Origin of the sequence: Paracoccus sp. Z118 (genome assembly GCF_019061185.1) — a bacterium.
In the GTDB taxonomy this organism is placed as follows: Bacteria; Pseudomonadota; Alphaproteobacteria; order Rhodobacterales; family Rhodobacteraceae; genus Paracoccus.
Map to the genome: position 1 here is coordinate 1 of NZ_JAHQZU010000029.1, position 22,628 is coordinate 22,628.

The 22,628-nt window shown below is 61.0% G+C and carries 17 protein-coding genes and 1 pseudogene; 7 read left to right on the top strand and 11 right to left on the bottom strand.

Features of this window, described 5'->3' with window-relative positions:
• The first annotated feature begins 280 nt into the window (after window positions 1-280).
• Window positions 281-904, top strand: a complete 624-nt coding sequence (locus tag KTN05_RS15120; protein WP_217330222.1) for a recombinase family protein — start codon at window positions 281-283, stop codon at window positions 902-904.
• On the opposite strand, the gene KTN05_RS15125 is transcribed toward KTN05_RS15120, so the two are convergent.
• The 6 genes from KTN05_RS15125 to KTN05_RS15150 all read right to left on the bottom strand — a co-directional run bounded on the left by KTN05_RS15125 (window position 895) and on the right by KTN05_RS15150 (window position 5,789).
• Window positions 895-1,152, bottom strand: coding sequence for a hypothetical protein (locus tag KTN05_RS15125; RefSeq protein ID WP_217330223.1), 258 nt, complete (start codon window positions 1,150-1,152; stop codon window positions 895-897). The genes KTN05_RS15120 and KTN05_RS15125 overlap by 10 nt on opposite strands.
• On the bottom strand, window positions 1,152-1,805 hold the full coding sequence (locus KTN05_RS15130; protein WP_217330224.1) for a ParA family protein: 654 nt from the start codon (window positions 1,803-1,805) through the stop codon (window positions 1,152-1,154). The genes KTN05_RS15125 and KTN05_RS15130 overlap by 1 nt, the downstream gene beginning before the upstream one ends.
• A gap of 120 nt (window positions 1,806-1,925) precedes the next feature.
• Complete coding sequence (locus KTN05_RS15135) at window positions 1,926-2,960, bottom strand: replication initiator protein A (protein ID WP_371823387.1); 1,035 nt, start codon at window positions 2,958-2,960, stop codon at window positions 1,926-1,928.
• 296 nt (window positions 2,961-3,256) lie between these two features.
• Window positions 3,257-3,715, bottom strand: coding sequence for a hypothetical protein (locus KTN05_RS15140; RefSeq protein ID WP_217330226.1), 459 nt, complete (start codon window positions 3,713-3,715; stop codon window positions 3,257-3,259).
• A gap of 16 nt (window positions 3,716-3,731) precedes the next feature.
• Window positions 3,732-5,261, bottom strand: a complete 1,530-nt coding sequence (locus KTN05_RS15145; RefSeq protein WP_371823388.1) for a type IV secretory system conjugative DNA transfer family protein — start codon at window positions 5,259-5,261, stop codon at window positions 3,732-3,734.
• Between the two features lie 222 nt (window positions 5,262-5,483).
• Window positions 5,484-5,789, bottom strand: a complete 306-nt coding sequence (locus KTN05_RS15150) for a mobilization protein (RefSeq protein ID WP_254368261.1) — start codon at window positions 5,787-5,789, stop codon at window positions 5,484-5,486.
• Between the two features lie 508 nt (window positions 5,790-6,297).
• Between KTN05_RS15150 and mobQ the strand changes: the two genes are divergently transcribed.
• Window positions 6,298-7,620, top strand: coding sequence for a MobQ family relaxase (mobQ, locus tag KTN05_RS15155; RefSeq protein ID WP_217330227.1), 1,323 nt, complete (start codon window positions 6,298-6,300; stop codon window positions 7,618-7,620).
• A gap of 97 nt (window positions 7,621-7,717) precedes the next feature.
• On the opposite strand, the gene KTN05_RS15160 is transcribed toward mobQ, so the two are convergent.
• From KTN05_RS15160 to KTN05_RS15180, 5 genes and pseudogenes are all read right to left on the bottom strand, one after another.
• Window positions 7,718-8,596, bottom strand: a complete 879-nt coding sequence (locus tag KTN05_RS15160; protein WP_217330228.1) for a hypothetical protein — start codon at window positions 8,594-8,596, stop codon at window positions 7,718-7,720.
• A gap of 345 nt (window positions 8,597-8,941) precedes the next feature.
• Window positions 8,942-9,640 (bottom strand): hypothetical protein, encoded by a 699-nt coding sequence (locus KTN05_RS15165; protein ID WP_254368262.1) that lies wholly within the window; start codon window positions 9,638-9,640, stop codon window positions 8,942-8,944.
• The gene (locus KTN05_RS15170) at window positions 9,633-10,739 is read right to left on the bottom strand and encodes an MvaI/BcnI family restriction endonuclease (RefSeq protein ID WP_217330230.1); all 1,107 of its coding nucleotides are present in this window, start codon (window positions 10,737-10,739) and stop codon (window positions 9,633-9,635) included. Before KTN05_RS15170 ends, KTN05_RS15165 begins: the two co-directional genes overlap by 8 nt.
• A gap of 103 nt (window positions 10,740-10,842) precedes the next feature.
• Entirely contained in the window at window positions 10,843-12,282 is a 1,440-nt protein-coding gene (locus tag KTN05_RS15175; RefSeq protein WP_254368263.1) for a DNA cytosine methyltransferase, read from the bottom strand.
• A gap of 189 nt (window positions 12,283-12,471) precedes the next feature.
• Window positions 12,472-12,719 (bottom strand): annotated as a pseudogene (locus KTN05_RS15180) (transposase); the annotation flags it as partial.
• Between the two features lie 183 nt (window positions 12,720-12,902).
• On the opposite strand from KTN05_RS15180, the gene KTN05_RS15185 reads away from it, so the two are divergent.
• The 5 genes from KTN05_RS15185 to KTN05_RS15205 all read left to right on the top strand — a co-directional run.
• The gene (locus KTN05_RS15185; RefSeq protein ID WP_254368264.1) at window positions 12,903-14,546 is read left to right on the top strand and encodes a nuclease-related domain-containing DEAD/DEAH box helicase; all 1,644 of its coding nucleotides are present in this window, start codon (window positions 12,903-12,905) and stop codon (window positions 14,544-14,546) included.
• Window positions 14,547-14,657: 111 nt separating this feature from the next.
• On the top strand, window positions 14,658-17,915 hold the full coding sequence (locus KTN05_RS15190; RefSeq protein ID WP_217330233.1) for a helicase C-terminal domain-containing protein: 3,258 nt from the start codon (window positions 14,658-14,660) through the stop codon (window positions 17,913-17,915).
• Window positions 17,893-19,755, top strand: a complete 1,863-nt coding sequence (drmB, locus tag KTN05_RS15195; protein ID WP_217330234.1) for a DUF1998 domain-containing protein — start codon at window positions 17,893-17,895, stop codon at window positions 19,753-19,755. The genes KTN05_RS15190 and drmB overlap by 23 nt, the downstream gene beginning before the upstream one ends.
• 1 nt (window position 19,756) lies before the next feature.
• On the top strand, window positions 19,757-21,043 hold the full coding sequence (locus KTN05_RS15200; protein WP_217330235.1) for an AAA family ATPase: 1,287 nt from the start codon (window positions 19,757-19,759) through the stop codon (window positions 21,041-21,043).
• The coding region (locus tag KTN05_RS15205; RefSeq protein WP_217330236.1) for a hypothetical protein at window positions 21,040-22,628 on the top strand (1,589 nt) is incomplete at its 3' end. The genes KTN05_RS15200 and KTN05_RS15205, both read left to right, overlap by 4 nt.

The following is a 22,628-nucleotide window of genomic DNA, read 5'->3' on the forward strand; positions in this document are numbered from 1 at the left end:
GGGGGGGGGAAGCGCAAGGGGCGGCGCGTCAAGAACTAGGCTGCGGACTCATAAGTGCGGGTCCAAGGGCGATGCCATGCTTCCCCCGGTTCGCGGAACGGAGATGCAGGGCTGCTTCGTGCAGGATGCTCTTTCCGTCACAACCGCGAGTGAGCGCCGCTTGGCAGTGATTCGAGCACGAAACGCTGTTCCTCGCAGGGCAAGCCATTCTATCGTGCAATAATCTTGAATTACGCACAGCCGGCTCGACCCAAGCGGAACAGTAGCTTAGTCTGTGCATATGTCCCGTGCACAAGATGATCCATCTACAACCGCCCTGCCCCGTACTTTGGGCTATGCGCGGGTGAGCACCGATAGTCAGGCGCTCGGGCCGCAGGTGGAAAGCCTCAGGGCTGCGGGCGCGGACCAAGTATTCCGCGAAACCGCTTCGGGCGCCAAGCGCGACCGCACGCAACTTGCGCGGCTCCTCAAAGAGGTGCGTCCCGGCGATGTGGTGCTGGTGATGCGTTTGGACCGGCTCGCGCGCTCCACGCGTGACCTTCTCAACGTGTTGGGCGCCCTGGCGGACAAAGGTGCCGCCTTCCGGTCCTTGGGTGACCCGTGGGCCGACACGACGAGCCCTCATGGTCGGCTCATGCTCACGGTGCTGGCGGGCTTGGCGGAGTTCGAGCGCGAGTTGATCCGCGCTCGAACCGGCGAAGGGCGAGCCCGGGCTAAGGCGGAAGGGCGCAAGATGGGCCGGCGGCCGAAGCTAACGCCTCATCAGCAGCGGGAAGCCCGTAGGAGGCGCGAGGCGGGCGAGAGCATCACGGCAATCGCGCGGAGCTATGCTGTGCACCACTCTACGATTTCGCGGCTTTGCCTGACGCCATCGAGCGCAGTGCTTGCATGCAATCATGCTTGATTGCTTTGCGCCTTGTACGCTTTCCACATCTTCAGGAAGAGTTGCTTTTTCGCGCCGTGGGTGAAGCCGAACTCCCGCCCTGCCGTCTCGCTGAACTCTTCGAAAACGTTTGCCGGAATCCGAACCTGTAGCGGGCGCAGCACCGCTTTCTCGTCCGTTCGCCCGTTCTCGGCGATCACATCGGGGGCGTCTTCCGCGGGTGGCGGCGTCCCTTTGCCCTTCTTCAGCTTTGCAAGGTCCGTTGCCATCACGCGACCTGCCTTTCCTGAAGCTCCGCCATTTTGTCGATTACGCTTTGCGCCAGGGTCGCGGCGCGGCTGTTAAGCGTGCGGAACGAGGTTTCGGTGATCGCCTTTCCTATGTCCGAGGCCGAGCCGTAGGCTGTCGAGACCGGCACGTCACCGTCCAGCACCGTGTAACCGGCATCGACCAGATACTGCCGTGCCGCCTGGTTCTCGCGGTCGCTTCCCGTGGTCTTGAACATGGCGAAGGCGATCTTCTCGGGAGCGATCCCCTTCTTGCGCAGGCTGTGCGCCAGCACCACGCCGGGGTGCAAATCATCGATTGTCTGTCCCGAGGGGATCACTACAAGGGCCGCGGCTTGGGCGATTTCAAGCGTTTGGTCGGAGGCGTTCGGCTTGCCGTCCAAGATTAGGGCGTCGAAGCGCGCCGCGTCTTCTAGCGCCGTCTTCACGCTGGCAAAGCTCTGCACCTGAAGCTCGGGCTTCACGCCGCTCTCGGCGCGCCGGCCGGCCCAATTCGTGCAGGTCTGCTGCTGCGTGTCGAGGTCCGCGATCTTTGCCGTCATGCCGCCGGAGACGAACTCCCGCGCCATCATCCGGGCGAGGGTGGACTTACCGACCCCGCCTTTCTGGGACACCATCCCGATTATGTAGGTCATGGTCACTGCTCCTTATTTTTGTTGTTGGCGCATGCTAGCATGCTTTCATGTTAGCCGCGACGCATACTATGATGCTATCATCAAAGGCGCCTTGCATTGTTGCATGCAAGCATGCTCAACCTAGCGCAAATAAGGGCCGCGCTTCTTACAGAAGCCGAGGAAATGCGCGTCGGGGCTGTTCACGGTGATGCCCTTCTCCATCACCCACGAGCGCCATTCGCTTTCCAGCACATGCACGTCCCATCCGGGCGCGAGCTGCCTCGCTTTGTCATAACTGTCGGGGTCGATCCGCAGGCTTACTGAAGAAGAGAGGGGCGGGGGTATCTGAACCGCCTCCTTCTTCGGACGGACCACCACAATTTCATCATCGAGAGTCAGGGCGTAGTCCGGCATGTAGTCGTGCTGCGCATCATCATCGATGATCTTGCTGACCAAGCGCTTGAACTCCTTGGGAGATGAGCCGGAGCCACACTTCTCCCGGAGGGTGTTCAGGCCAATCCGCCACTCCTGCTGCTGCCCGCAGTGCTTCCGAGCGAGCTCGTAAAGGCGGCGTTCTAGCGGCTTGCGCAGGAAGAAGTACCGCCGGTTCAGGGTCAGAACATGATTGTTCTCGATAGCGTCGAACACCCAATCTGACAGGGTAATCTCCACATCGAGCATACGCCCGTCGCGGGTCTCGCGTACAATTTCGGCGGAGTCGATGAGGCCAAAAACCCTGAAGTACTCCTTACCGCTCTGGCGAAGGTTCGTTTCGATCTGCGTGCCTTGCAGTCGCCGCAGGGCGTCCTTTAGCAGGTCATAGCCTCGTCCCGAGGTCTGCCGGTTAGTCGCGACCAAAAGATCGTGCGCTTTGAAGCGAAGAGTACGGGCGACTTTGCGGCCTTCGTTCAGAGCGCCCATGCATTGGCTGATGCAGTAAATCAGTACGTCCCGGTCGTGGACCGTGGCGAGCCCATATCTGGAAGGCGAAATCTCGATCCAGTTGCCGCCACGCTCGTACCGACGAGGACGCATGTCGGCCTTAGTCGAGAGTGAGAAGACAGGATGCTCCATTGAGGACATGTCGCCCTTGGGAACAGCATCCACGATATCGCATACGAACAGGTCACGCTGCGGATGCCGATCAGGCAGGAGAGGAGAGCGTTCGTTCGCCACGTCACTCACATGCACACCACAAAATCTTCGTCATTTCACACACCATAACGCACTATCGTCACTTCACCCACTAGCTACCTGTGGATAAGTCCCGCTGTCCTTTCGTCACTTTGCACACCTAGATTCGTCACTTTGCACACCTAGATTCGTCACTTTGCACACCGCCGCGTCTGTCAAATAGTCATATTATGAATATTAATCAAATACTTCCGGCTCAGCGTGAATCTCGTAACTCTGACTCTAACAGACTTCTAACCCTCTCTAGGGGCTCCGTCGCATTGTGCCAAGCGAGCTGCCTAGAACAAAGCACTCAGGATCACCGTCAGCGCGAGAGCGGTGAAGACCGCTCCCGCCCAGACCCAAGGCACCCGCCTGCGCCAACGTACAGCCGCGTCCAGATCTCGCCGCAAGCGCTCAAGCGCCGCCTCTTCCGCCTGTTCCAGCTCCTTCAACCGGGCGGCGGTAGTTTCATGGTCCTTGCGGATCGTCAGGACAGCACCGGCAAATTCATCGAGGACCTTGTCGAGCACTTTCTCGACCTCGCTACCGATGAACCGGGCATAGGCGGCAGGGTCGGTCTGCTGTTCGGTGCGGTTCGCCGCACTGCGGGTTTTCTCCACGGCTTCGACCAGGGCCTCGATCTGTTCGCCCTGACTGTCGAGGCGCGCCGACATGCTGGCCACCACCTGGCCCAGAAGATCGAGGGTTTCGCGCAAGGCGACATCGGACAGGGCAGGTGGTGGTGTGTCGGGCATCGGGAGTGCGGTCCTGTCAGGGGGAGTGCGGGGGGAAGAGGCCCTTGAACTCGGGATCGGCGTAGTGGCGGATCTTTTCCGCTACGATCATGGGCCGGCCCTGCACGCGCAGGAGCTGAGCCCAGGCGGGCATCTGCATGATCTCGTCGGGGGTCAGGAGGTCGCGCCCGGTGAGCTGATGCGTGGTCGAGGGCGGATCGCCGGCGCGGTGGCTGGTTGTCGCGTAGCCCGTCGTGGTCTGGCCCATGAGCTGGCTGAGCCACTTCGCCGTCTCGTAGTCGTTGACGCCGAAGGTCTGGAGCACGCCGGCGTTGGCGATGAAGGTGCTGGCGCGGGCGCCGTAGAGCGCGCGGAGCTGGCTCATGTCCTGCAGGATCGGCCAGAGCTGGAGGCCGTAGCCGGCCATCAGCCCCATGGCGCGCTCCACCGCCTCCAGGCGGCCGAGGGCGGCGAACTCATCGAGCAGGAACAGGGCAGGGGTCTTCAGCGGCCCTGTGGCCGCCTGCGGCCCGCTCCGGGCCTCTCTGGACGCCCGAGACCCCTCCAGAGGTCCTGAAGGGGCTCCTGTAGCCTTCTGCGCGGCTCCTGGAGCACCGTGGGCCGTCTCCGCGTCACGGGCGATCTCCGCCAGCGCCTGGCCGACCAGGAGGCGCAGCCAGCGGCTGTAGGCATCCAGCCGGTTCGGCGGCAGCACCAGGAACACCGACACGACCTCGTGGCGCAGCGAAGCGAAGGCGAAATCCGACCGCGCCATGCTGGTGGTGATGCGCGGGCTGTCGAGGAAGTGGGTGTGGCGCTGCGCGCTGGAGAGCACGCCCGCGGCCTCGCGATCGGCCTTGCCGAGGAAGCGGTTGGCCGCGCGGGCGATCAGCCCGCCGGCGCCGGTGCTCTCCTGCATGAGCGCCAGCAACGCGCGGAGCTTCTCGGGCGGCAGGGTCAGGTACTCGCGCACCGAGGCGAGCGTGCGGCGGTCCGCGGCCTCGTGGACGGCGGCAAAGAGGATCAGGCCGGCGAGCAGCGCCTTCGCCTCCTCGTTCCAGTGGGCATCGCCGGACTCACCGGGCGGGTCCATGACGAGCGCCTCGGCCAGCGAAGCAGCGTCCTCGCCGAGATCGAGGCTGTCGGGCGCGAGGCGGGCAAGGGGGTTGTAGGCGGCGGAAGGCAGGCCGGTGACGCCGAAGGGATCGAGGACATGGACCGGGCCGAGCTTCCGGCGCGCCTCGTACGTGATCCGGGCATTCTCGCCTTTGGGGTCGATGACCAGCATCGGGCGGGGCACCAGCAGGAGGTTCGGGATCACCGTGCCGACGCCCTTGCCGGCCCGTGTCGGGGCGAGCGTCAGGAGATGCGCGGGACCGTCGTAGCGCAGCAGCCGGCCACTGTCGGCATCGCGGCCGATCAGGAGGCCGTCGTCGCTCTTCGCGAGATCGCGGCGCTCGGCTTTCGAGGCGAGGCGGGCGGAGCCGTGGCTGTCGCCGGTGCGGGCGAACAGCCGGGCGATGCCGAAACGCTCGGCCCAGACCGAGAGGGTGAAGGCCCAGGCCACCAGCAGGCAGAGGGCATAGCCCAGCCATCCGAACAGGGAGTTGGGTTCGTCGATCGTCGCCGCGCCGAAGATCAGCATCTGCCCGAGCGTGAAGCCGAGGGTGATGAGGAAGGTGGCGATGAAGAGCCCCACGATCAGCATGAGAAGCGCCCAGGGCACGACGATCGCCAGCGACCCCACGAGGACGAGGAGGCTGAAGACGGTGCGGATCATGCGCTGCCGTCAGGACCGGATGGGGGAGGGGGGAGGGGGCGTGCCACCCTCGTTCCCGGGGACACGCGCCTCCGGGCTCCACCCCTCGAAGGCCTTGCGATCCTGTTCGCGGGGCAGGTTGCGCAGGAGGCGGTCGAGCATGGCGGCGGCGTTGGAGTCGCGTCCCGCCAGATCGACGAGGGCGCCACCGAGGATGATCTTGCGGCGGGCGTCGATCTTGCGCTCTCGGGCGGCTTCCCGGTTCTTCAGCGCCTGAAGCCTCGCCTTGGCTTGGGCGTAGCGCTTCTCGGCCCGTTCGAGCTCGGTCTCGGCCATCGGACATCCCTCGTTCTGGTTCTGGTTGCGGGGTACTCTGCCAAGAGGAGAGTTGCCTGCCAAGAGCTCAATCGGTAGCGTTCACCCGACGAACGGAAGAGAGAAGGGCGCACTTATGCAAACTTTCAGTTTGCGTGCGATCTCCCGGGGGGAAGGTCCCCCCGCCGACAGCGGCCCCATGCCTCGGCTAATGCCGAGGCAGCAGGAGGCGCGTCCCGCCCTCCCGCACCCACCAAGGCCAACCTGCGCGGTTGGATCGCGCTCTTTCGCGGCAGCACCGGCCAGCGTCGCGCCCGGCGGCCGGCCGGCCCTGCGCCTCATGGGGGCTCCGGGCCGACCGGCGCGCTGCCGGAAACGCCGCAGCCGATGCACGCGGGTCGCGTGCAGGGCCCCACTCGGTGGCGGGACCCGGGCGCTCGTTGCGTTTGGCGCGCTTGCGGCCTCCTTCGGCGGTGCTCGCCGCGCGGCCGGGCTCCCCACGCGCCTCGTTGGGCGCGGGTGAGCGGCCGTGGCGAGCTACCACCTCAGCGTGAAGACGATCAAACGCAGTGCCGGGCGCTCGGCCACGGCGGCGGCGGCCTACCGCGCCGGTTGCGAGATCGCCTGTGAGCGCGAGGGCCGCGTGCACGACTACAGCCGCAAGGCCGGCGTCGAGGAGGCCTTCATCCTCGCGCCCGACGATGCGCCGGACTGGACGCGCGATCGGCAGGCGCTGTGGAACGCGGCCGAGGCGCGCGAGACCCGTTCCAACAGCGTCACCGCCCGCGAGTGGGAGTTGGCGCTTCCGGCCGAGCTCGACGCCGCGGGGCGGCGCCTGCTGGTGGCGGGGTTCGCGACCGAGCTCGTCAGCCGCTACGGGGTGGCGGCCGACGTGGCGATCCATGCCCCGCACCGCGACGGCGACCAGCGGAACCATCACGCCCATGTCCTCACAACCACCCGCGTGCTCACCGCCGAGGGGCTCACCGACAAGACCCGGGTGCTCGACGCCAAGGCGACCGGCGGGCCCGAGATCGAAGTGATGCGCGCCCGGTGGGCGGAGCTGCAGAACGCGGCCCTGGAGCGGCAGGGGCACGAGATCCGTGTGGATCACCGCAGCCTCGCCGTGCAGCGCGAGGCCGCCTTGGCGCAGGGCGACGAGCTCAAGGCCGAGGAGCTCGACCGCGTTCCGGAGCCGAAGCTCGGGCCGGCCGCCAGCGCCATCGAGCGCCGCGAGGCGCGCGCGGCCGAGCTGGAGGGGCGGGAGTACGCGCCCGTTACGGAGCGGGGCGCGGGGGTGCAGACGGCGCGGCAGGAGCGCGCGCTCATGGCCGAGCTGCGGGCGCGGGTGGAGCTGGCACGCGAAACCTACGCTCACGCCCGCGAGGAAGGCGCGGACCGGGTGACGGCCGGCCTCGCGGCGCTCCGGGCCGCCGCGCAGAAGCACGCGATCGACCGGGAGCACGGGGAAGAGGTGTCCTCCGAGCACGCGTCTGCGCTGGAGACGGGAAGCATCCGGGAGCGGCTAGCGCACATCCTGGACCGGGGGAGTGAACGCCGAGAGGCCGAGGTGGCGCAGGAGACCGGACCGGGGCCCGAGCCGGACGACATCCGCGCCCAGCTTGGGCGCATCCTCGGGCGAGAGGTGGAGCAGGCCGAGCCTGAGGCAGATGCTTCAGCACCCGCGCCGGAGGCGCGGAGCATTCGCGACCGGCTGCAGGCGGTGCTCGCGCAGACGAAGCAGGTCACGCGTGACGAGCACGAGCAGGAGAAAGAGGAGCGCGAGCCGAAGCGGGACAGGGTAAGAGAACGCAGGAAGGACAGGGATCGGGGCGACGATTACGAGCTGTAGATTTAGACCACTTCTGCTTTATCTATTTGAGGCTACGGGCAGCGAAGCATGTTGATAAATTGCTGCCAGCATTCTTTTCTATCATGGTTCTATATGCTTAGAGAGCATGGACCCAGGCTAGGTATCCAGCATTTATAGCTTGTGTGATAGATGCCACTACACTGTTTGGCGCAAAGGCATCTCGAAAATTTCTATTGAAGATCTCGGAAATGGACTGCGCAACGTTTGGAACGCTAGGTCTCCCCCAGAAATTCCCTCCCGACAAGGCTGCCACCCGATTGACAGGCATTGAATTTGGAAGAATAGGGCTGTTCTGTGTAGGAACCGTAACGAAAGAATAGGATATTCTGTTTCCTAGAAAATTCCCAATGTTGTAGCCATTGGTTCCAATTACCACTCCTTGGCCTTGGTGGTGGTTGGCACGGTAGACCATATCCCAGAGCATAGGTATTTGGGCGTTATCATTCCAGTTGGTCTTGCACTGGACAATTCCAAAACGAATGTTATGTATAGCTGGGCCAATTAGTTGATTAAGTCTATTTATAAAACCTCGCCTGGCTACGGGAAATTGGAAGTCTTCAGGGAAGATGGCTACACACACATCTGCTTCGGTATTAGTCTTAGCGTTCCCATACCAGATAGATGTGGCATCTCGAAACACCTGAGGGCAGTGGGCTCTTATAGTCCTCATGGCGATTGCATTAGTACCGGAGAATACTATATTCAAGTAAGTAATTACAAGATCCTCCCAAGCTCTACCCGCTTGGGAGACGGCGGCGTTGTTCCGGTTATTAGGTACCCTTCTTAGCTCAAACAGCCTGCTAAGGTGCGAGCCAAGTCCTAGAATATCCCCGGCATTTGTTAAATTTCCTGTTGCGGCCATGATTGCAGGGCGGTGAACCGCCCAATTGCCCTGAAAGCTTGCGCTGTTCGCGAGGCTGTCCATAACTATTGCGCGGTAAGTTTCGATCGTCATGGAAAGCGCTCGACCTCATATGTGTTTTATCAATCGCGTTGGCCTGACTGACCTTTTCTCTGACCGCCCTTTGGTCATAGTGAGAGTCTGCAGGTTCAAGACTGGTAATCTGTAAATTTAGCTTGGGCAAGCGCACAAGATGGGGTGTTGTTGGGTTGGCTCAGATATCTCGCAGGCTCTGAGTAGGTTTGTTGCCGAAGAAGGCGTGCTTAGTTAATCGGCCGGAACAAAGGACCCGTGAGCACCAAGCTGCATACTGGGTGCTGCGGAGCCCCAATCGTGGATCGCTTGCATCAACGTCAGCGTAGGGCAGCTGTTTTCGGGCAAACAGAAGCTGGAGATTTTTCAGAGAGAGGGGCGGGGACTAGCCTTTCGGCAGCGTGCTTCAAGCTGGCATGAGCCGCAGCGCGGCGTTCCCGAAAGACATAGGGCGTTTGCCAGGTCCAGAGTCGCCCAGTTGACAAGGACGGGGTGATCGCCACGAACCAACCAGTGGGCAGCCGCTTGCAGCCACGGGTCATACCGGATGTCGGCTAGGCGGCGCGGGCGAACGTATCGCTCGATCACGCGGGCCATGTTCACGTCCAGCAAGGGGCGGGGTTGTCGATGCTGGAAGAGCAGGATGGCGTTCGCGACGTACTGGCCAACGCCGGGAACGACGGCCAACCCTTCCGGGGTAGATGGAAAGAGGCCATCCCGAGCTGCTGCGTAGGTCGCCAGGCCCTTGATCGACCGTGCGCGGCGCTGCCAAAGGCCAATAGGCCGAAAGTACTCTTCGAGCTCTGTAACGTCGGCAACTGCAATGTCTGACCAGTCCTTGAAGCGCCCGAAGAAGGTCGGGTAGACGCGGGCGACGGTCTCGGCGCGGGTGCGTTGGAGCAAAACCTCCACGCAGATCTTTTCGTAGGTAGAAGCAGCTTCGCTGCGCCATGGCAGGGCTCGGCCATGCTGCGCGTACCAGTCCAGCAGGTGATGGCGAAGACGGGTTAGCCTAAGCTTGTCACTTCGCGTAAGACCGTCGCCTTGGTTCTGGACCTCACGCAAGCGCATAGGTCTGGCTTGGAGGGAACAAGAGCGGAAGAGAGGCGGCGGTGATCTTGAACAGGGGGCCCTTTTCCGAGACACGCCCCTTGGCGTTGCGCTTGATAAGGTGGTCCATGGTGATTTCTCCCTGGTCGACCAGGATGTCGAACCGGGATGGAATGGGCTTCCGCGTGTGGATCACGTCCCTGAACTCGAAGTGGTCATGCCCGTTGACCTCGTGAACCTTTGCGCTGATCCAGAATGTCTCGTTGTGCTTGGCAAGAAGCGAGGCTCGCAAGTCCTTCATTATCCACGAGGCGAACGCACCTATCTCTGCCTTGCTGGACCACTCGTTTAGAAGGCCTGCTTCCTCGTCTAGCTTGAAGGACAATCCCTGCGAGTTGCGGTTTCGAGTGCTGACAGTGCAGTACAGCTTGAACTCGTTGTCGCGCTGGTAGCCAAAGGCATCGAGGATCTCGCGGCTGCTCTTGAACTTGCTGATTTTCCAGTTCGGGACCTGCGCGAAGAGCGTCTTCCGGTTCTCGCGCGAGGCAGAGGCCGCCCGGCGGTAGGACTTCAGCTCGATCCCCTTGTAGTCCGGCTCGCGTTTCGAGTTGATCGCGATCCCGAGGGCGGTTTCCAAGGTGCGGCCTATGGCCGTGTCAGCGCGCGCAGCCATGACCGACGGGACAAGGCCAGCCGCCGCGATTTTGCGAAGCTTGGCCAGCAACTCGTGGGCGACAGACTGTGCTGCCATGCTGATGGCCTGGACTACTTCCCAGAGCGGGCCAGCGCGCTGTACGTCGAGGACGTGTTCGACATCTACTCGCGTGAGGTTGACGAGGAACAACTGCCCCTCGTGCGACGTGATGGCGATCATGTCGTCCGGATCGGCGTAGTCCGGGAGACCCGTGAACCAGATCCTCGGGTCGCCCTTTTTTGTCTTGGGCCGGTAAAGCGAGGCCGTGGAGTTGAATGCCGCGCCTGCCGAGAGAAGCGTTGCCCCTAGCTTTACGCCGTTCTCGGCCGCACCCTGCCCTTGCGTGTCGTAATCATGCAGGTCCCGCTCGCGAAGAAAGTTACGGACGGGAGCCGTTGCATCAAGGATGGACTTCTCCAACCCTGTCCGGGTTGGTTGGACGAGGGTTACATCAACAGACGCCGCCGTCAGTCTCCTAAGCCTTTGCCGCTCGACGCCTGTTAATGTCCTTAATGGCATGGTCTCAAGGTTCTTGCGGCTTCAATGCCTCGTCAAGGATCGCCTTGAAGTGCTTTCCAACCTTCTCGGCCAGCCCTACCGGGACGGCATTGCCGATCTGGGTGTACTTTGGCACTTCGCGCTCGAACAAGCCCTCTCGCGGATTTCCAGCCCGGCGCAAGCCCCCGGTCGTGCGCTTTCCCGCGAAGCGGTACCAGTCGGGAAAGAGCTGGAGCCGTGCCCATTCTCGAACCGTGAGGATGCGCGGCTGGCAATAGTGCACGTAGTCGTCGGGCAGCGACGTCGCCGTGATATTTGGCTCCCCGTTCCCCCAGCGCTCTTTCAGGACTCTCTGGGAAAACTTCTTTGTCTGGTATTGCTCTGGGATTTCCCCGTCGTGCTTGAGCATGTAGTCGAACTTGTCGACCACTTCTCGCTTGTGCTTGCTGTATTCCTGCTCGGTCAGCGTCACGCTCTGGCTAGGAGCCCAGGCCGGAGCGGAGCGAAGCTTCCTCTGGATGTCGGTTTCGGCAGGACGCGGGTAGGTCGTCGTTTCGAATGGACCGGGAGAAAACTTACCATTCCGCAGGATGCCGGGCACCTTCGGATCAACAAGATCGCCGAGCAGGTCGCAAAGGTCGGGGAAGCTTCCGGTTTCCGGTGCAGGGAGGAAGCCACATTTCACCGCGTCCTCGGCGTCTGCGCGAGGATCTAGGAAGCTACAAGCTTCGAGGATGTCCTTGCGGATGCCAACAAGCAGTACGCGCGGCCGGTTCTGCGGAACGCCGTAATCCTTCGCGTACACCAAGGACCAGCGTACCTCGTACCCAGGGATCTTGCGGAACTCGGCCTTCACCTCCGGGAAGATCAGGTCGCCCTCCTCGCGCGTCCAGCGCGCGTTGAGCAGCCCCCGGACGTTCTCGAAGAGGAAAACCCGGGGACGTAGGCGGCGGATAACCTGCGCCATGCGGCCGTAAAGATGGTTCGAGGGGATCTCCTTGCGATCCACGGCGTAGGAGCGCCGTATCCCGATACCGGAGTAGCCTTGGCATGGCGGGCCGCCCGTGAGCACGTCGAGCGTGCTGCCGGCGCCGCTCTCTTCCCGCGCGCCACCGTCGAAGCGGAAGCCTATCTCGCGGATGCCGGCTAGGTCAGAGATAAGTTGCTCAAGCCGCGGGCCATGCAGGTCGTGGGCATCGTTGCAGTGCAGCGCTGCGTTCTCCGCGAAGTCCTCGCCGCCCAGCTCGTGATGACGGTTGAGCAGGTAGGTCGAGAGCGCATCCTTGTCTAGCTCGCTGGCAAAGACAGGGGTGAAGGCAGCGTTCTCGAACCCCAGCGACAAGCCGCCGCACCCTGCAAACAGGTCTACCATGGAGTAAACGCGGTGCTTCCCGGTCTCCTCCTTCAAGGTGTCCACTGGTGCTACGACCTTCGCGGTTGCTGCATCTACGTTCGTCTGGAGCATGGGCGAACCCCTCTTTTTTGTTTACCCACCGCTGGCACGCGTGCCCAGCAAAGTCCAGGGGAAATGTCAAGCAGCGCACCTTGGGCTCAGGACCTATTGTCCTCACAGCCAGAACATGATGGTTGCGGTGGGGACGACAGCGGAGAGGAAGACCTTCGGGCATCTGTCGTAGCGGGTCGCCACGCGCCTCTGCGGCGGCAAGCCCCTCCTTCATCCGGGCGAAGACACCCACGCCGCCTCGCCGTTTCCAACGGTTGTAGAGGGTCTTCGCCGGGCCATACTCCTTGGGTGCGTCTTGCCAGCGCAACCCGCTGCGATTGATGAAATGATCTCGCACTAGACGTGCCGGTCATCGGCAGAGCACGGCCATGGCTCTTGGGAAAGAAGGGCTGCAGACGCGCCATCAGCTCGTCTGTCAGCCAGAATAGGTTGCTTATGTGCCAAGGTCTCCTCGCCACCTCAGCATCACCCGCATAACCCGAAAACAACGGGTCCTGAGCTTAGCGTGCGAACTTCGGTTGATTAAGATAACTTGCCGGGCTACCAAGCTCTTGCACGGTCATTAACAAGCCCCTGCCTATCCAAACTGGCGCTCAGGGAACTCAGCATCTCGGGGGAATATGAAGCTAATTCCTGCACAAATTTTAGGGTGCGGTTCCGCCGCTGAGAGGAGGGTGTTCGGATACCTCGCTGAAGTGGGTTTTAGCGCGTACGATGTTGCGCTCCATTCGCTCAACATTGCTCATCACGAATACAAGCGATGGGGCGAGGCTGATTTCTTCCTGATTGGGCGGCGCGGGATACTCCTTCTCGAAGTCAAGGGAGGTAGGGTTGCGTGCAGGGACGGCATTTGGGAATTTACCAACCGCAAGAACGAAACCAAACGTAAGAAGGAAGGACCTGCGGAGCAGGCCAAGTCAGCTTATTTCTCCCTCGAGAAGAACTACCTCAATCCCAAGTTCTATCGCGAGCTAAACGGGGTGCCGCGTGGTTGGGCAGTGGTGTTCACCGATATCCCTAGGCTCGCCAACAATGGTTCAACGCTGTTGCCCGAGCATCCAGACGAGATCACCGCCTACGAAGAGGACTGCAAGGGGCACAATTCTTTTAAGAAATTCTTGGTGCGAGCCTACGATCACTGGGCATCGAAGCAGAGGAACCCGGTTGAGCTTTCTCCGCAAGTGGTCAAGGCGATATCAAATTCTCTAAGGCCAAATTTCGAGCGAGTCCCATCGCTGAATACCCAGCTACGCGACGTGGAGCAGAAGCTCTACCAGTTCACGGGCGAGCAGTACGAAAAGCTCGACGCGATCTCTGAGAACGAGCGGATCCTCGTCGCGGGCGGTGCCGGTACTGGGAAGACATTCGTGGCCGCCGCGTGTGCACGCTACGAGGAAGCCGAGGGACGTTCGGTCCTTTTCTTGACCCGCAGCAGTTTCCTAGCTAGCTTTCTGGGCAACCAGGGATTGCCCGACGGTGTTACCGTCGCGACAATTGACGACGTTCCCAAGTTCTTCGAGGAGGGAAGGACATGGGACGTCCTGGTCGTCGATGAAGGGCAAGACCTTTGCTCGCTCGAATGCATTGATCAGATCGACGGAGTTCTGGCCGGAGGCTGGGAAAACGGGCGTTGGCGTTGGTTCGGAGATCCCAATTATCAAGTTTCTCCGAGCTTTCCGGTAGACCACGACTGCCTCGACTACCTGAAGTCGAAGGGAGTCGCGACACAACTGAAAAATAACATTCGCAACGCGGGGAAAATCGTTGAGGCAATAAAGGTCTTGGCCGGTGCCGATGTGGGCAGGCCAAGTAGCAAGCCGGATAGCGGTATCGTCGACCTGCAGCTGGTCGATGCCGAAAGCGAAATTCTTCCCCGCGCAGCTGCCGCGGTGCGTAAGTGGTTGAGCGACGATGACCAACTTCCCCGAAACTCGATCGCGATGTTGGTGCCTAGCAGCGATGAAATCGACAAGGCCGTGGAGTTCCTTTCTGCCAAGCATGTGCGGTCCGAAGCATTGAGCAAGCGGGCTCTGGGTGGCAAACCCCGAGATTGCGTCCTCGTCGCCACGATCGAGGACTTCAAGGGATTGGAACGACCGCTCGTTTGCGTGGCGGGGCTGAGGCAAGAGCACGGGCTTGCCTCGAGTGCCTACAAGGCAATCTCGCGCGCAAACCATGCCGTGACGCTGGTTGCCACGCGCGATTCTGTGGCTGAATTGACCGGCAAGGTCGCGCCACAAGACGAGGTCAAATGGGGAAACTGAATGCTTGGCAGGAATAAAATTCTCCGCGAAACACGGGACAGGCTGATCGGTCCCGGCCTTGGGAAGCCCGGGCCTAGTGGAACGCACTCGGACGAGCTCATCGAGGGACGGATGGGTCTGGCCTACATGCAAGGGATGCTCTTCCCGCGCGCCGAGAGGGCTTCCCCGGATCTGGGCGGCGACGAGCCCGAGGATGCCTCGGACGCGGATGCCGACGATCCGCTGAGCATGTCAAACGCTATGCTACCGGCCTCTATGGGAATGTCGTTGTGCATTTCTCCCGGCAGCAAGGTCCAGATCACGGTGGAAGCAGCTGTCTACAACCCGATCCAGCCGAGCGAGGGGCCTGCGAGCCCTGAAATTGCTAAGGAGGAGGCAACCTCTGGAGAACCCGGCAAAACGCCTGTTGCGGTGGTTGAGACGAAGGCAAGGAAACGGCGAAGCAAGGCCGCTGGCCGGTGGCAGCGCCGCCAATTGGAGACATCGTCGCACGTTGTTGACGCGACCGGAATGGAAACGACGCTCGTTCTCGAGGATCACGCGACCTTGGTAGTGCTCTCACGAGCCTTGCCGAGCGGCGATATCCTCCTAACCGCAAGCCTCTCCAACGCGCACGAGGCGAAGAACGCAAGATCGAGCGAGGACATTCTTTACCAGACGTCAATTCGCGCGGAGCCCGTTGACGGGCAAATCCTCAAGTACCCGGCAGCCCGATACGTCCCGCCTACGGACGAGGAGCGCGAACTTCGCGTTATTTACGGCGAGCAACGTCCCTACGCCGTGGGGCATGGCGTAGCGACTGATTGGAAGCTCGAAAATGGCTATTGCGAATGGGTTCAGACAGAGGCCCTTCCCACCGCCCACGTTTGGCGACCGGTCTTCGATAACCTGTCGATTACGAGCAATGGCGAACAACTTACCTTCGACGACGACGATTTGTTCAAGATTGCGCCGCTGGCCAGCGGGGACCTTAGAGGTTCCGAGTTGGTCAAGCGGCTAACGGGACTGGTAGAGTTCTACGAGGAGTGGATTGTTTCCCAATCTGCGATACCCGTCGATGCCGAGCTGAAAGTCGATGCGGCGAGAATGATCGATCGGTGCGAGCGAAGTGCCGCGCGCATGAAGGAAGGCATTCGCATACTAGAAAGCCATGCGGAAATCGCACGTTGTTTCATGCTCGCGAACCGTGCGATGCTCATGTCGATGTCCCATGCGGGACGCGCGACGGGCCGAGGACGCGAGGACGGGCTCCAAGGACCCTTCACGCTCGGAAAGGCCGAGACTGGTCCGATTGATTATTATGACAATCCCGCCCAGTGGCGCCCGTTCCAGCTCGCGTTCTTCCTCCTCGTGCTCCCGTCGCTCGCAGGAGAGGAACTTCCCGACCGTGATCTGGTAGATGTTATCTGGTTCGCAACTGGGGGCGGGAAAACCGAGGCTTACTTGTTTGTCTCCGCCTTTGAGCTCTTCAGGAGGCGGATCGTCGAAGGGAAGTCGGGCGGCGGGTCCGGGGTTATCAACCGCTATACCTACCGTTTCCTGACCGCCGACCAGTTCCAACGCACGGCCGGCGTCATCTGTGCCATGGAAATGATAAGGCGTAAATTGGCCGCTTCCGGCGATGCATCTGTTGGCGAGGAGGAGTTCTCGATTGGCCTTTTCGTTGGTGGCGAAGTTAGCCCCAATTCCTTCGCGGGCAGCCATGACGGCGCCTTTTCGAGGACGCAGGAGCTGCTCGATTCAAGCCAGCCGCGCGACGCGAATCCTTACCCTATAGAGAGTTGCCCGTCGTGTGGAACGCTGCTCGTTCCCGAGGAGAAGAAAACGAAGCCTGATGGCAGCCCTGACGATGCCTTTTACGGTTTCTTTGCGACGGCTAATAGCTTCACGACGAGGTGCCCGGAGGAGGATTGTGCTTTTCACGAGGGGCTTCCCGTCTACTTCATCGATGAGCAGTTACTGCGCGCTCCCCCATCCTTCCTGCTCGGGACCATCGACAAGTTCGCGATGATCCCCTGGAAGGAGAGCGGTGGGGTTCTGCTGGGGCTCGGTACGGAGTGGTCGCCGCCCTCGCTCGTTATTCAGGATGAGTTGCACTTGATCTCGGGGCCGCTCGGGACATTGGCAGGCATTTACGAGGCGGCGTTCGAAACCTTGATGGTAACCGGGGGGAAGCCCCCGAAGGTGATCGCTTCCACGGCAACCATCAGGAACGCGTCGGTCCAATGTCGTAGGATCTACGGTAGGCCATCGATGGTCTTCCCATCACCCGGATTGCGCGCAGAGGACTCCTTCTTCTCGAAGCTCGATATGGGCAACAAGAAGAGGTCGAGGCTTTACGCCGGCGTTATGGCACAGGGACTGCGATCGACGGTCGCCGTCTCGTGGACGATGGCAACGCTGCTCCAGTCGTCTTACGAACTCGTGGAAGCAGGCGAGCTAACAGCAAACGAGGCAGACTCCTACTGGACTCTCGTGGCCTATCACAACAGCAAACGTGAACTCGGGCGCATCGTCAACGCGACGCGAGACGAAATTCCGACCCGCATGAAAGTCTATGCGTCGGACGAGGCGGTGGAACGGCCATCGAACTTCCAAGTCCTTGAACTGAAAGCCCACGCGGAGATACCAGTCCCGAGGGCAAGGCAACTGCTGGCGCGGCGCCACAGGCCGGAGCAACCCGCGATAGACGTGGTCCCGTGTACCAACATCATCTCCGTCGGCGTCGATATCGACCGTCTCGGCATGATGATGGTGAACGGTCAACCCAAGCTCAGCGCAGAATACATCCAGGCAACGAGCCGGGTCGGGCGCGGCGCGGTGCCCGGCCTCGTCTTTGCTGCCTATTCTCCCAGCAAGCCAAGGGACCGCTCGCATTACGAGTCCTTCCGCGACTACCACGAGCGCTTCTACAGCTTCGTCGAGCCGACGAGCGTGACCCCCGGAGCCTTGCCGGCAATCGAAAGGGGGCTCCATGCGGCGCTGGTGACCGTAGTACGCCACGGCACCAAGCTGAGGCGAAATGCGGCGGCCAAGCAGTTTGACCCCGCTGAGCAGCCGGTCGCCACCATGATCAACCGTCTCGAAGAACGCCTGTTGAAGGCCTATGACGGGCCACGCGAAGCCGAAGAGCGGGACCGCATTTCGGCGAAGCTGGCCGAGAAGGTCTCGGAGTGGGCAGGGTGGGCAAGCTCCGTAGAGGGCCTCCAGTATACCTTCGCTAGCAATCAGCAGCGCCCGCACTTGCTCGTCCGCTACGGAAACAAGAAGATCGACGGGGCCGGTTGGCACACGCTGCAATCGATGAGGCACGTCGACAAAGAAATTACGCTGGAGGACATGGCACTTGCCCAAGCCAACAATTCGTAGCGCGCAGCTCATAAGCCCTTTCGGTGTCGGCTCGCTATGCGAGATTGACGGCCAGTCTTTCTTTGTTCGTGGCACGGGAAGCTGGGCAAAGGGCTACAATCTCGAGAAGGTAGAGGTTGGGTCGCTTACCAATTGGCTTCGCCCGCGCCAGCTCAGAAAGCCCACTGAATCGGTCGCCATACTTCGCTTTCCACATTGGCACTTCTGCCCGGAATGTCGGAAGATGACCCGGTGGACGCAAGATAAAGACCGGGAAAACATCAGGGATGATGGCAGCCTTCCCAGACCAGCCTGCGATGGCGGCAAGTGCAAAAATGCCCGCTTGGTGCCTATGCGGTTCGTTGCCGCCTGCGACAACGGGCACATCGACGAGATTGACTGGTACTGGTGGGCCCACCGGGCCCACGAGCCCGCGCAACACGGCGCTTGCAGCCGCCAAACGTCACGGTTGCACTTCGAAGTAACTGGCAAGAGCGGCGGTGACTTTTCAAGCATGGTCATCCGCTGCAGCTGCGGATCGTCGGGCAACCTAGAAGGTATCGCGGACGGGCCGCTACCGCAGAAATGCCGCGGGCACCAACCCGGGGAGCAATCATCGACTTGCGTTGACCCGGAAAATAAGCAGAACCCCGGAGCGCCGAAACCGCTCTACATGGAGCCGCGCGGGTCTAGCTCGCTCCACTACGCTTCTGTGATCTCCGCGCTCGATATCGACGGCAGCACCGAAAAAAACATCTGGGAAAAACTTCGCGCCGACGCGATCTACCAGAACACCCTGCAAATGGCGACCATGCTTGTCGGCTTGCAGGGAGGTGATACTTCGCTAACAATCCAAACAAGCCGCCCCAGCCTCGAAGCACGCGCAGACGAGGTCGGCATCAGCATCGAGGATGCCTTGGCTTGCTTCGAGGCTGACCTTGGAGCGAACCCAGTCGAAGCGGCGCCTCCCCCGCCGGCGAACGAGATTAGTCAACAAAGCATTCTCGACCAAGAGTTCCCCGTTCTCACGAACCCAAAGGGACAAAATTCTCGCTGGCTTATTGCACGCCCGGAAAAGCCGTCTGCACGGTTCGGCCTCGACAAGCTCTTCGAGCGATTCGTCAGGGTCGAGCGGCTCCGCGAAGTCCGAGCTTTCCGGGGTTTCCAGCGACGCAACGTCTCGGAGAAGCACGCGATGATCTCGCCCTCGCTGGGACGGCAGCAGCCTGACTGGTTGCCTGCCATGATGGTGCTAGGCGAGGGAGTCTTCTTGGAATTTTCCAACTCGGCAATAGCCGACTGGAGGGAGCAGAACAAAGAGCAAATCGAGGAATTCACCCAGTCACACCTCGTAGGCGCCGAGGCTCTCGGGCTGCCAGGACGGATGGGATTCAACGCGAACCCGACCTTCATCATGGTTCATAGTTTCGCGCACCTTCTCCTTAACCAGCTGTCCTTCGACTGTGGCTATTCCTCAACTTCGCTGAGAGAGCGGATCTACTGCGGAACCGACTCCGAGCCGTACGCCGGCCTGCTAATTTACACGGCAGACTCGGACGCGGAGGGATCGATGGGCGGCCTAAGCGAGATGGGCGCGCCGGAAAGGCTTGAAGATGTCATTTACCGTGCGGTATCGCGCAGCCAATGGTGTTCCGGAGACCCGGTTTGCCGCGAACTCGACGCACAGGGAGTAGACGGTTTGAATCGCGCTGCTTGCCACGCGTGCTCGCTTGTCGCGGAGACGAGTTGCACTTTCTCGAATGTGCTTCTCGATCGTGTTCTCGTGTCCGGTGACGGGCGCAAGAACGGCCGAGGTACGCTCGAACCGGTAGGATATTTCAGCAAGGTCCTCGAGGTCTAAGATGCGGTTTCCCTCGCTTAGCGATCTCGATCGAGAGCAGCGTCGCATTTACGGCGATGCGCCGGCCGACGGGGCAATCTTGATCGTGGGTCCGCCTGGTACCGGGAAGACAGTCATGGCTTTCCACCGCGCCCAGAAGCTCGGGAAGCTTGGGCAAGATCCGCACGTTATCATGTATAACAAAGTGTTGGCCAAGTACACCTCCACCCGGTCGAACGTCGCGCCCGATGTCGCCGTCAGCACTATGCATGCCTGGACTGGGAAATGGTGGAAACGGGCGACGGGTTCTTGGCCGCCGATGGTCGCCGGCGATCATTGGGCCCACGATTGGAACCAGATTTGTGCTAAGGCGCTCAATGCCTTCCATAACGGGGCAAGCCGGAAGTTCACCTGGGGACATCTTATCATCGACGAGGGGCAAGACTTCCCACCCAAAATGTACATGGCCCTCGGGATGATGCTGAAGCAACTGGAATCACATGGGACCGCGGCACAGGTCACGATTTTCGCGGACGATAACCAGCGCCTTCAGGCTAATCGGAACAGCCGGATCAAGGATATTAAGGACTACCTTTTCCTCGGTGCCGCCGCCGATCGAATCTTCAGTTTGAAGAAGAATTTTCGCAACACTCGGCCCATAGCCGAGTTCGCTAAGCATTTCCAAGTCGGCAACGCGAGCGGCATTGCCGAGCTCCCAGATGCTGACGGCGAGATCCCGCAAGTGGTCTTCGCCGCGAACGATCGAGACATCGCCGACTTCATTGCTCGTAAGGCCAAGATCAATCCCAGCAAGCGGGTCGGTGTTATCGTCTATGGCGGCGGCAAGGACGTCAGGCGCGCCTATAACCAGATCAAGATGCGAGTTAGTGAGCTGGCCAAGCCGCCGCGGCTGCAGATGTACCTGAGCGGAGACGGCACCCATACCGACGAGGCGCTGGATTTTGAAAGCGGGAACACGATCACGTTCTTGCACACTCAGTCCGCCAAGGGCCTCGAGTTCGACATCGTTTTCTTCCTCGGTATGGAAGGGATGAGCGTCGACACCTCTGGTTTTCTGAATGAGCGAATGGCGCTTTACGTCATGAGTTCTCGCGCTCGCTCGGAGCTCTACATTGCTTTCAAGGACATAGATCCGAGAGCCGCTCCGCCTGCGTCTTTCCGGCTTCTTCCCCCCCCGAGCAAGAGGCTGTGCCGGTATGTTGGGCTGGGATCACTCGACCAAAGCATCGGGGTATTCCAAGTAGCCATCGAGGCAAACGATGATTTCGTGGTGGAGGCGGCCGAGTGACGGACGATAAGCAGGAATTCAAGCCAGATCTCGAACCGAAAAACGATGGCAAGATAACGAGCTGGGAATTCCTCGTTCCTATCCATGCCGACAATTTCGCTCTGGCGTTGGCGTCAGGTTACGTTGGCGGTTCTTTGAAAAGCGATGCGGCACAGGACCTGCAAGCTTACGCTGGCAATGGCCTCCTCGGTTTTAGCGGCGAGGTTCCATCTTGGGCGATTTCAGAAGGTGAACCGGGAGACAGGGTGCTTCTTAGCTTTGAAAGAAGAGGAGAGAAGACTCCAGAACTTGGAAGCATGGAATTTTTAGATGGCCCGTCAAGGATAACCAAGCTGCAGTCGGCCTATTTCAAGGACGAGGCCTCTCTTGCGAACTTCAACGCGTCCTATGATCCGTTTCCCGACGTTCCCGTCACTCTAGTGGAACTCTCGACGAAGTGGCCAGTTCGCGAAGCGGGCGAGCGTCCTGCAAACCTTCAAGAAGAGCCGGTGGATCGCCGGGGACGGCGACGCGACCTCGATTTCCTTGGTGGTTTCGCAGCCGGGATCGTCGAGCTCTTGGCGGAAAGCATCTTCGACGAAGCAATCTGCAAGTTTCTGCAGAAACCGGGCGCTGGCGTTTTAGAAAACGGGCGATACCTCTTGCTTGCGCTCGAACCTCGCTCATCGCAAGTCGACATCACGATCTGGACCGCGATGATCGGAGCGCTGTGGTCTCGTTTTGGCAAGCGGGGCTTCGATCGGCGCGAATTTCTGGCTGATGTCGAGGAGCGCTTGGCGGATCACGGCGGGGAGGCAGAGTCCTGGGTTCGCGGATGCCAGAAGGTAATCGACGCCGAGATCGATATTCCCAGCTTGGCAGACGGTGAGAAGATCGGGCGCCGGGCGGCGCTTGCTATCATCCTGTCCCACGAGCCTTCGGGACTGGAAGAGCTCGAAAGCAATCTGGAGATCGGACCTCGGGTACGCGCATTGGTTGCCGCAGCCGTTTACGCCTTTGCAGGGCTTTCGCGGATTGATGGAAACCTTAAGTCGCCTGCGCCGAGAATGGAAGCTGTCCTCGAGGTAGGAGAACGGATGTCCACGGGAGACCCTGTGCTGGTCGAGATCGAGCCCCTCCGGACAGGCAATGACCTGACCCGCCGCCAAGCCATCAAGGTAGTCGGGAACAAGGTGCTCGAAAGGCAGGTCGAGCCGCCGGCTTACATGGTCATGCTCAAGGCCCGGATTCAGGAGGCCGGATACAAGGTCGAACTGGACGGCACCTCGGGGCAGATTGGGATTCGACCGGGCAGCGCGAAGGGGGAGTTCATCATGGTCGAGGACTGCTCCCGGTCGACATCAGGAAACCCGATCGTGAACTTCGTGCTTCCGATTGCAACCTTGGGCGCTCGACCTAGTGTCGCTTCCCTCAAGAAGCTCATGGCAGCAGCGTGGGAAAACGCCACCACCGTTGCCCTGCGAGAAGTAGGCGAGACAGAGGAAGTGGTCGCCATGGCAAGCTTGCCTCTCGCGACCTTGGATCGCGACGAGCTTAACTTCCATGTCGAGCGCTTGCTTTTAATATCGGCAGAGCTGGGGGGGGG

What these genes read in the sequence shown, in the direction of transcription:
- KTN05_RS15120 (WP_217330222.1), top strand. Translation starts at nt 281, where the DNA reads ATGTCCCGTGCACAAGATGATCCATCTACAACCGCCCTGCCCCGTACT.
- KTN05_RS15125 (WP_217330223.1), bottom strand. Translation starts at nt 1,152, where the DNA reads ATGGCAACGGACCTTGCAAAGCTGAAGAAGGGCAAAGGGACGCCGCCA.
- KTN05_RS15130 (WP_217330224.1), bottom strand. Translation starts at nt 1,805, where the DNA reads ATGACCTACATAATCGGGATGGTGTCCCAGAAAGGCGGGGTCGGTAAG.
- KTN05_RS15140 (WP_217330226.1), bottom strand. Translation starts at nt 3,715, where the DNA reads ATGCCCGACACACCACCACCTGCCCTGTCCGATGTCGCCTTGCGCGAA.
- KTN05_RS15150 (WP_254368261.1), bottom strand. Translation starts at nt 5,789, where the DNA reads ATGGCCGAGACCGAGCTCGAACGGGCCGAGAAGCGCTACGCCCAAGCC.
- KTN05_RS15160 (WP_217330228.1), bottom strand. Translation starts at nt 8,596, where the DNA reads ATGACGATCGAAACTTACCGCGCAATAGTTATGGACAGCCTCGCGAAC.
- KTN05_RS15175 (WP_254368263.1), bottom strand. Translation starts at nt 12,282, where the DNA reads ATGCTCCAGACGAACGTAGATGCAGCAACCGCGAAGGTCGTAGCACCA.
- KTN05_RS15185 (WP_254368264.1), top strand. Translation starts at nt 12,903, where the DNA reads ATGAAGCTAATTCCTGCACAAATTTTAGGGTGCGGTTCCGCCGCTGAG.
- KTN05_RS15190 (WP_217330233.1), top strand. Translation starts at nt 14,658, where the DNA reads ATGGGTCTGGCCTACATGCAAGGGATGCTCTTCCCGCGCGCCGAGAGG.
- KTN05_RS15200 (WP_217330235.1), top strand. Translation starts at nt 19,757, where the DNA reads ATGCGGTTTCCCTCGCTTAGCGATCTCGATCGAGAGCAGCGTCGCATT.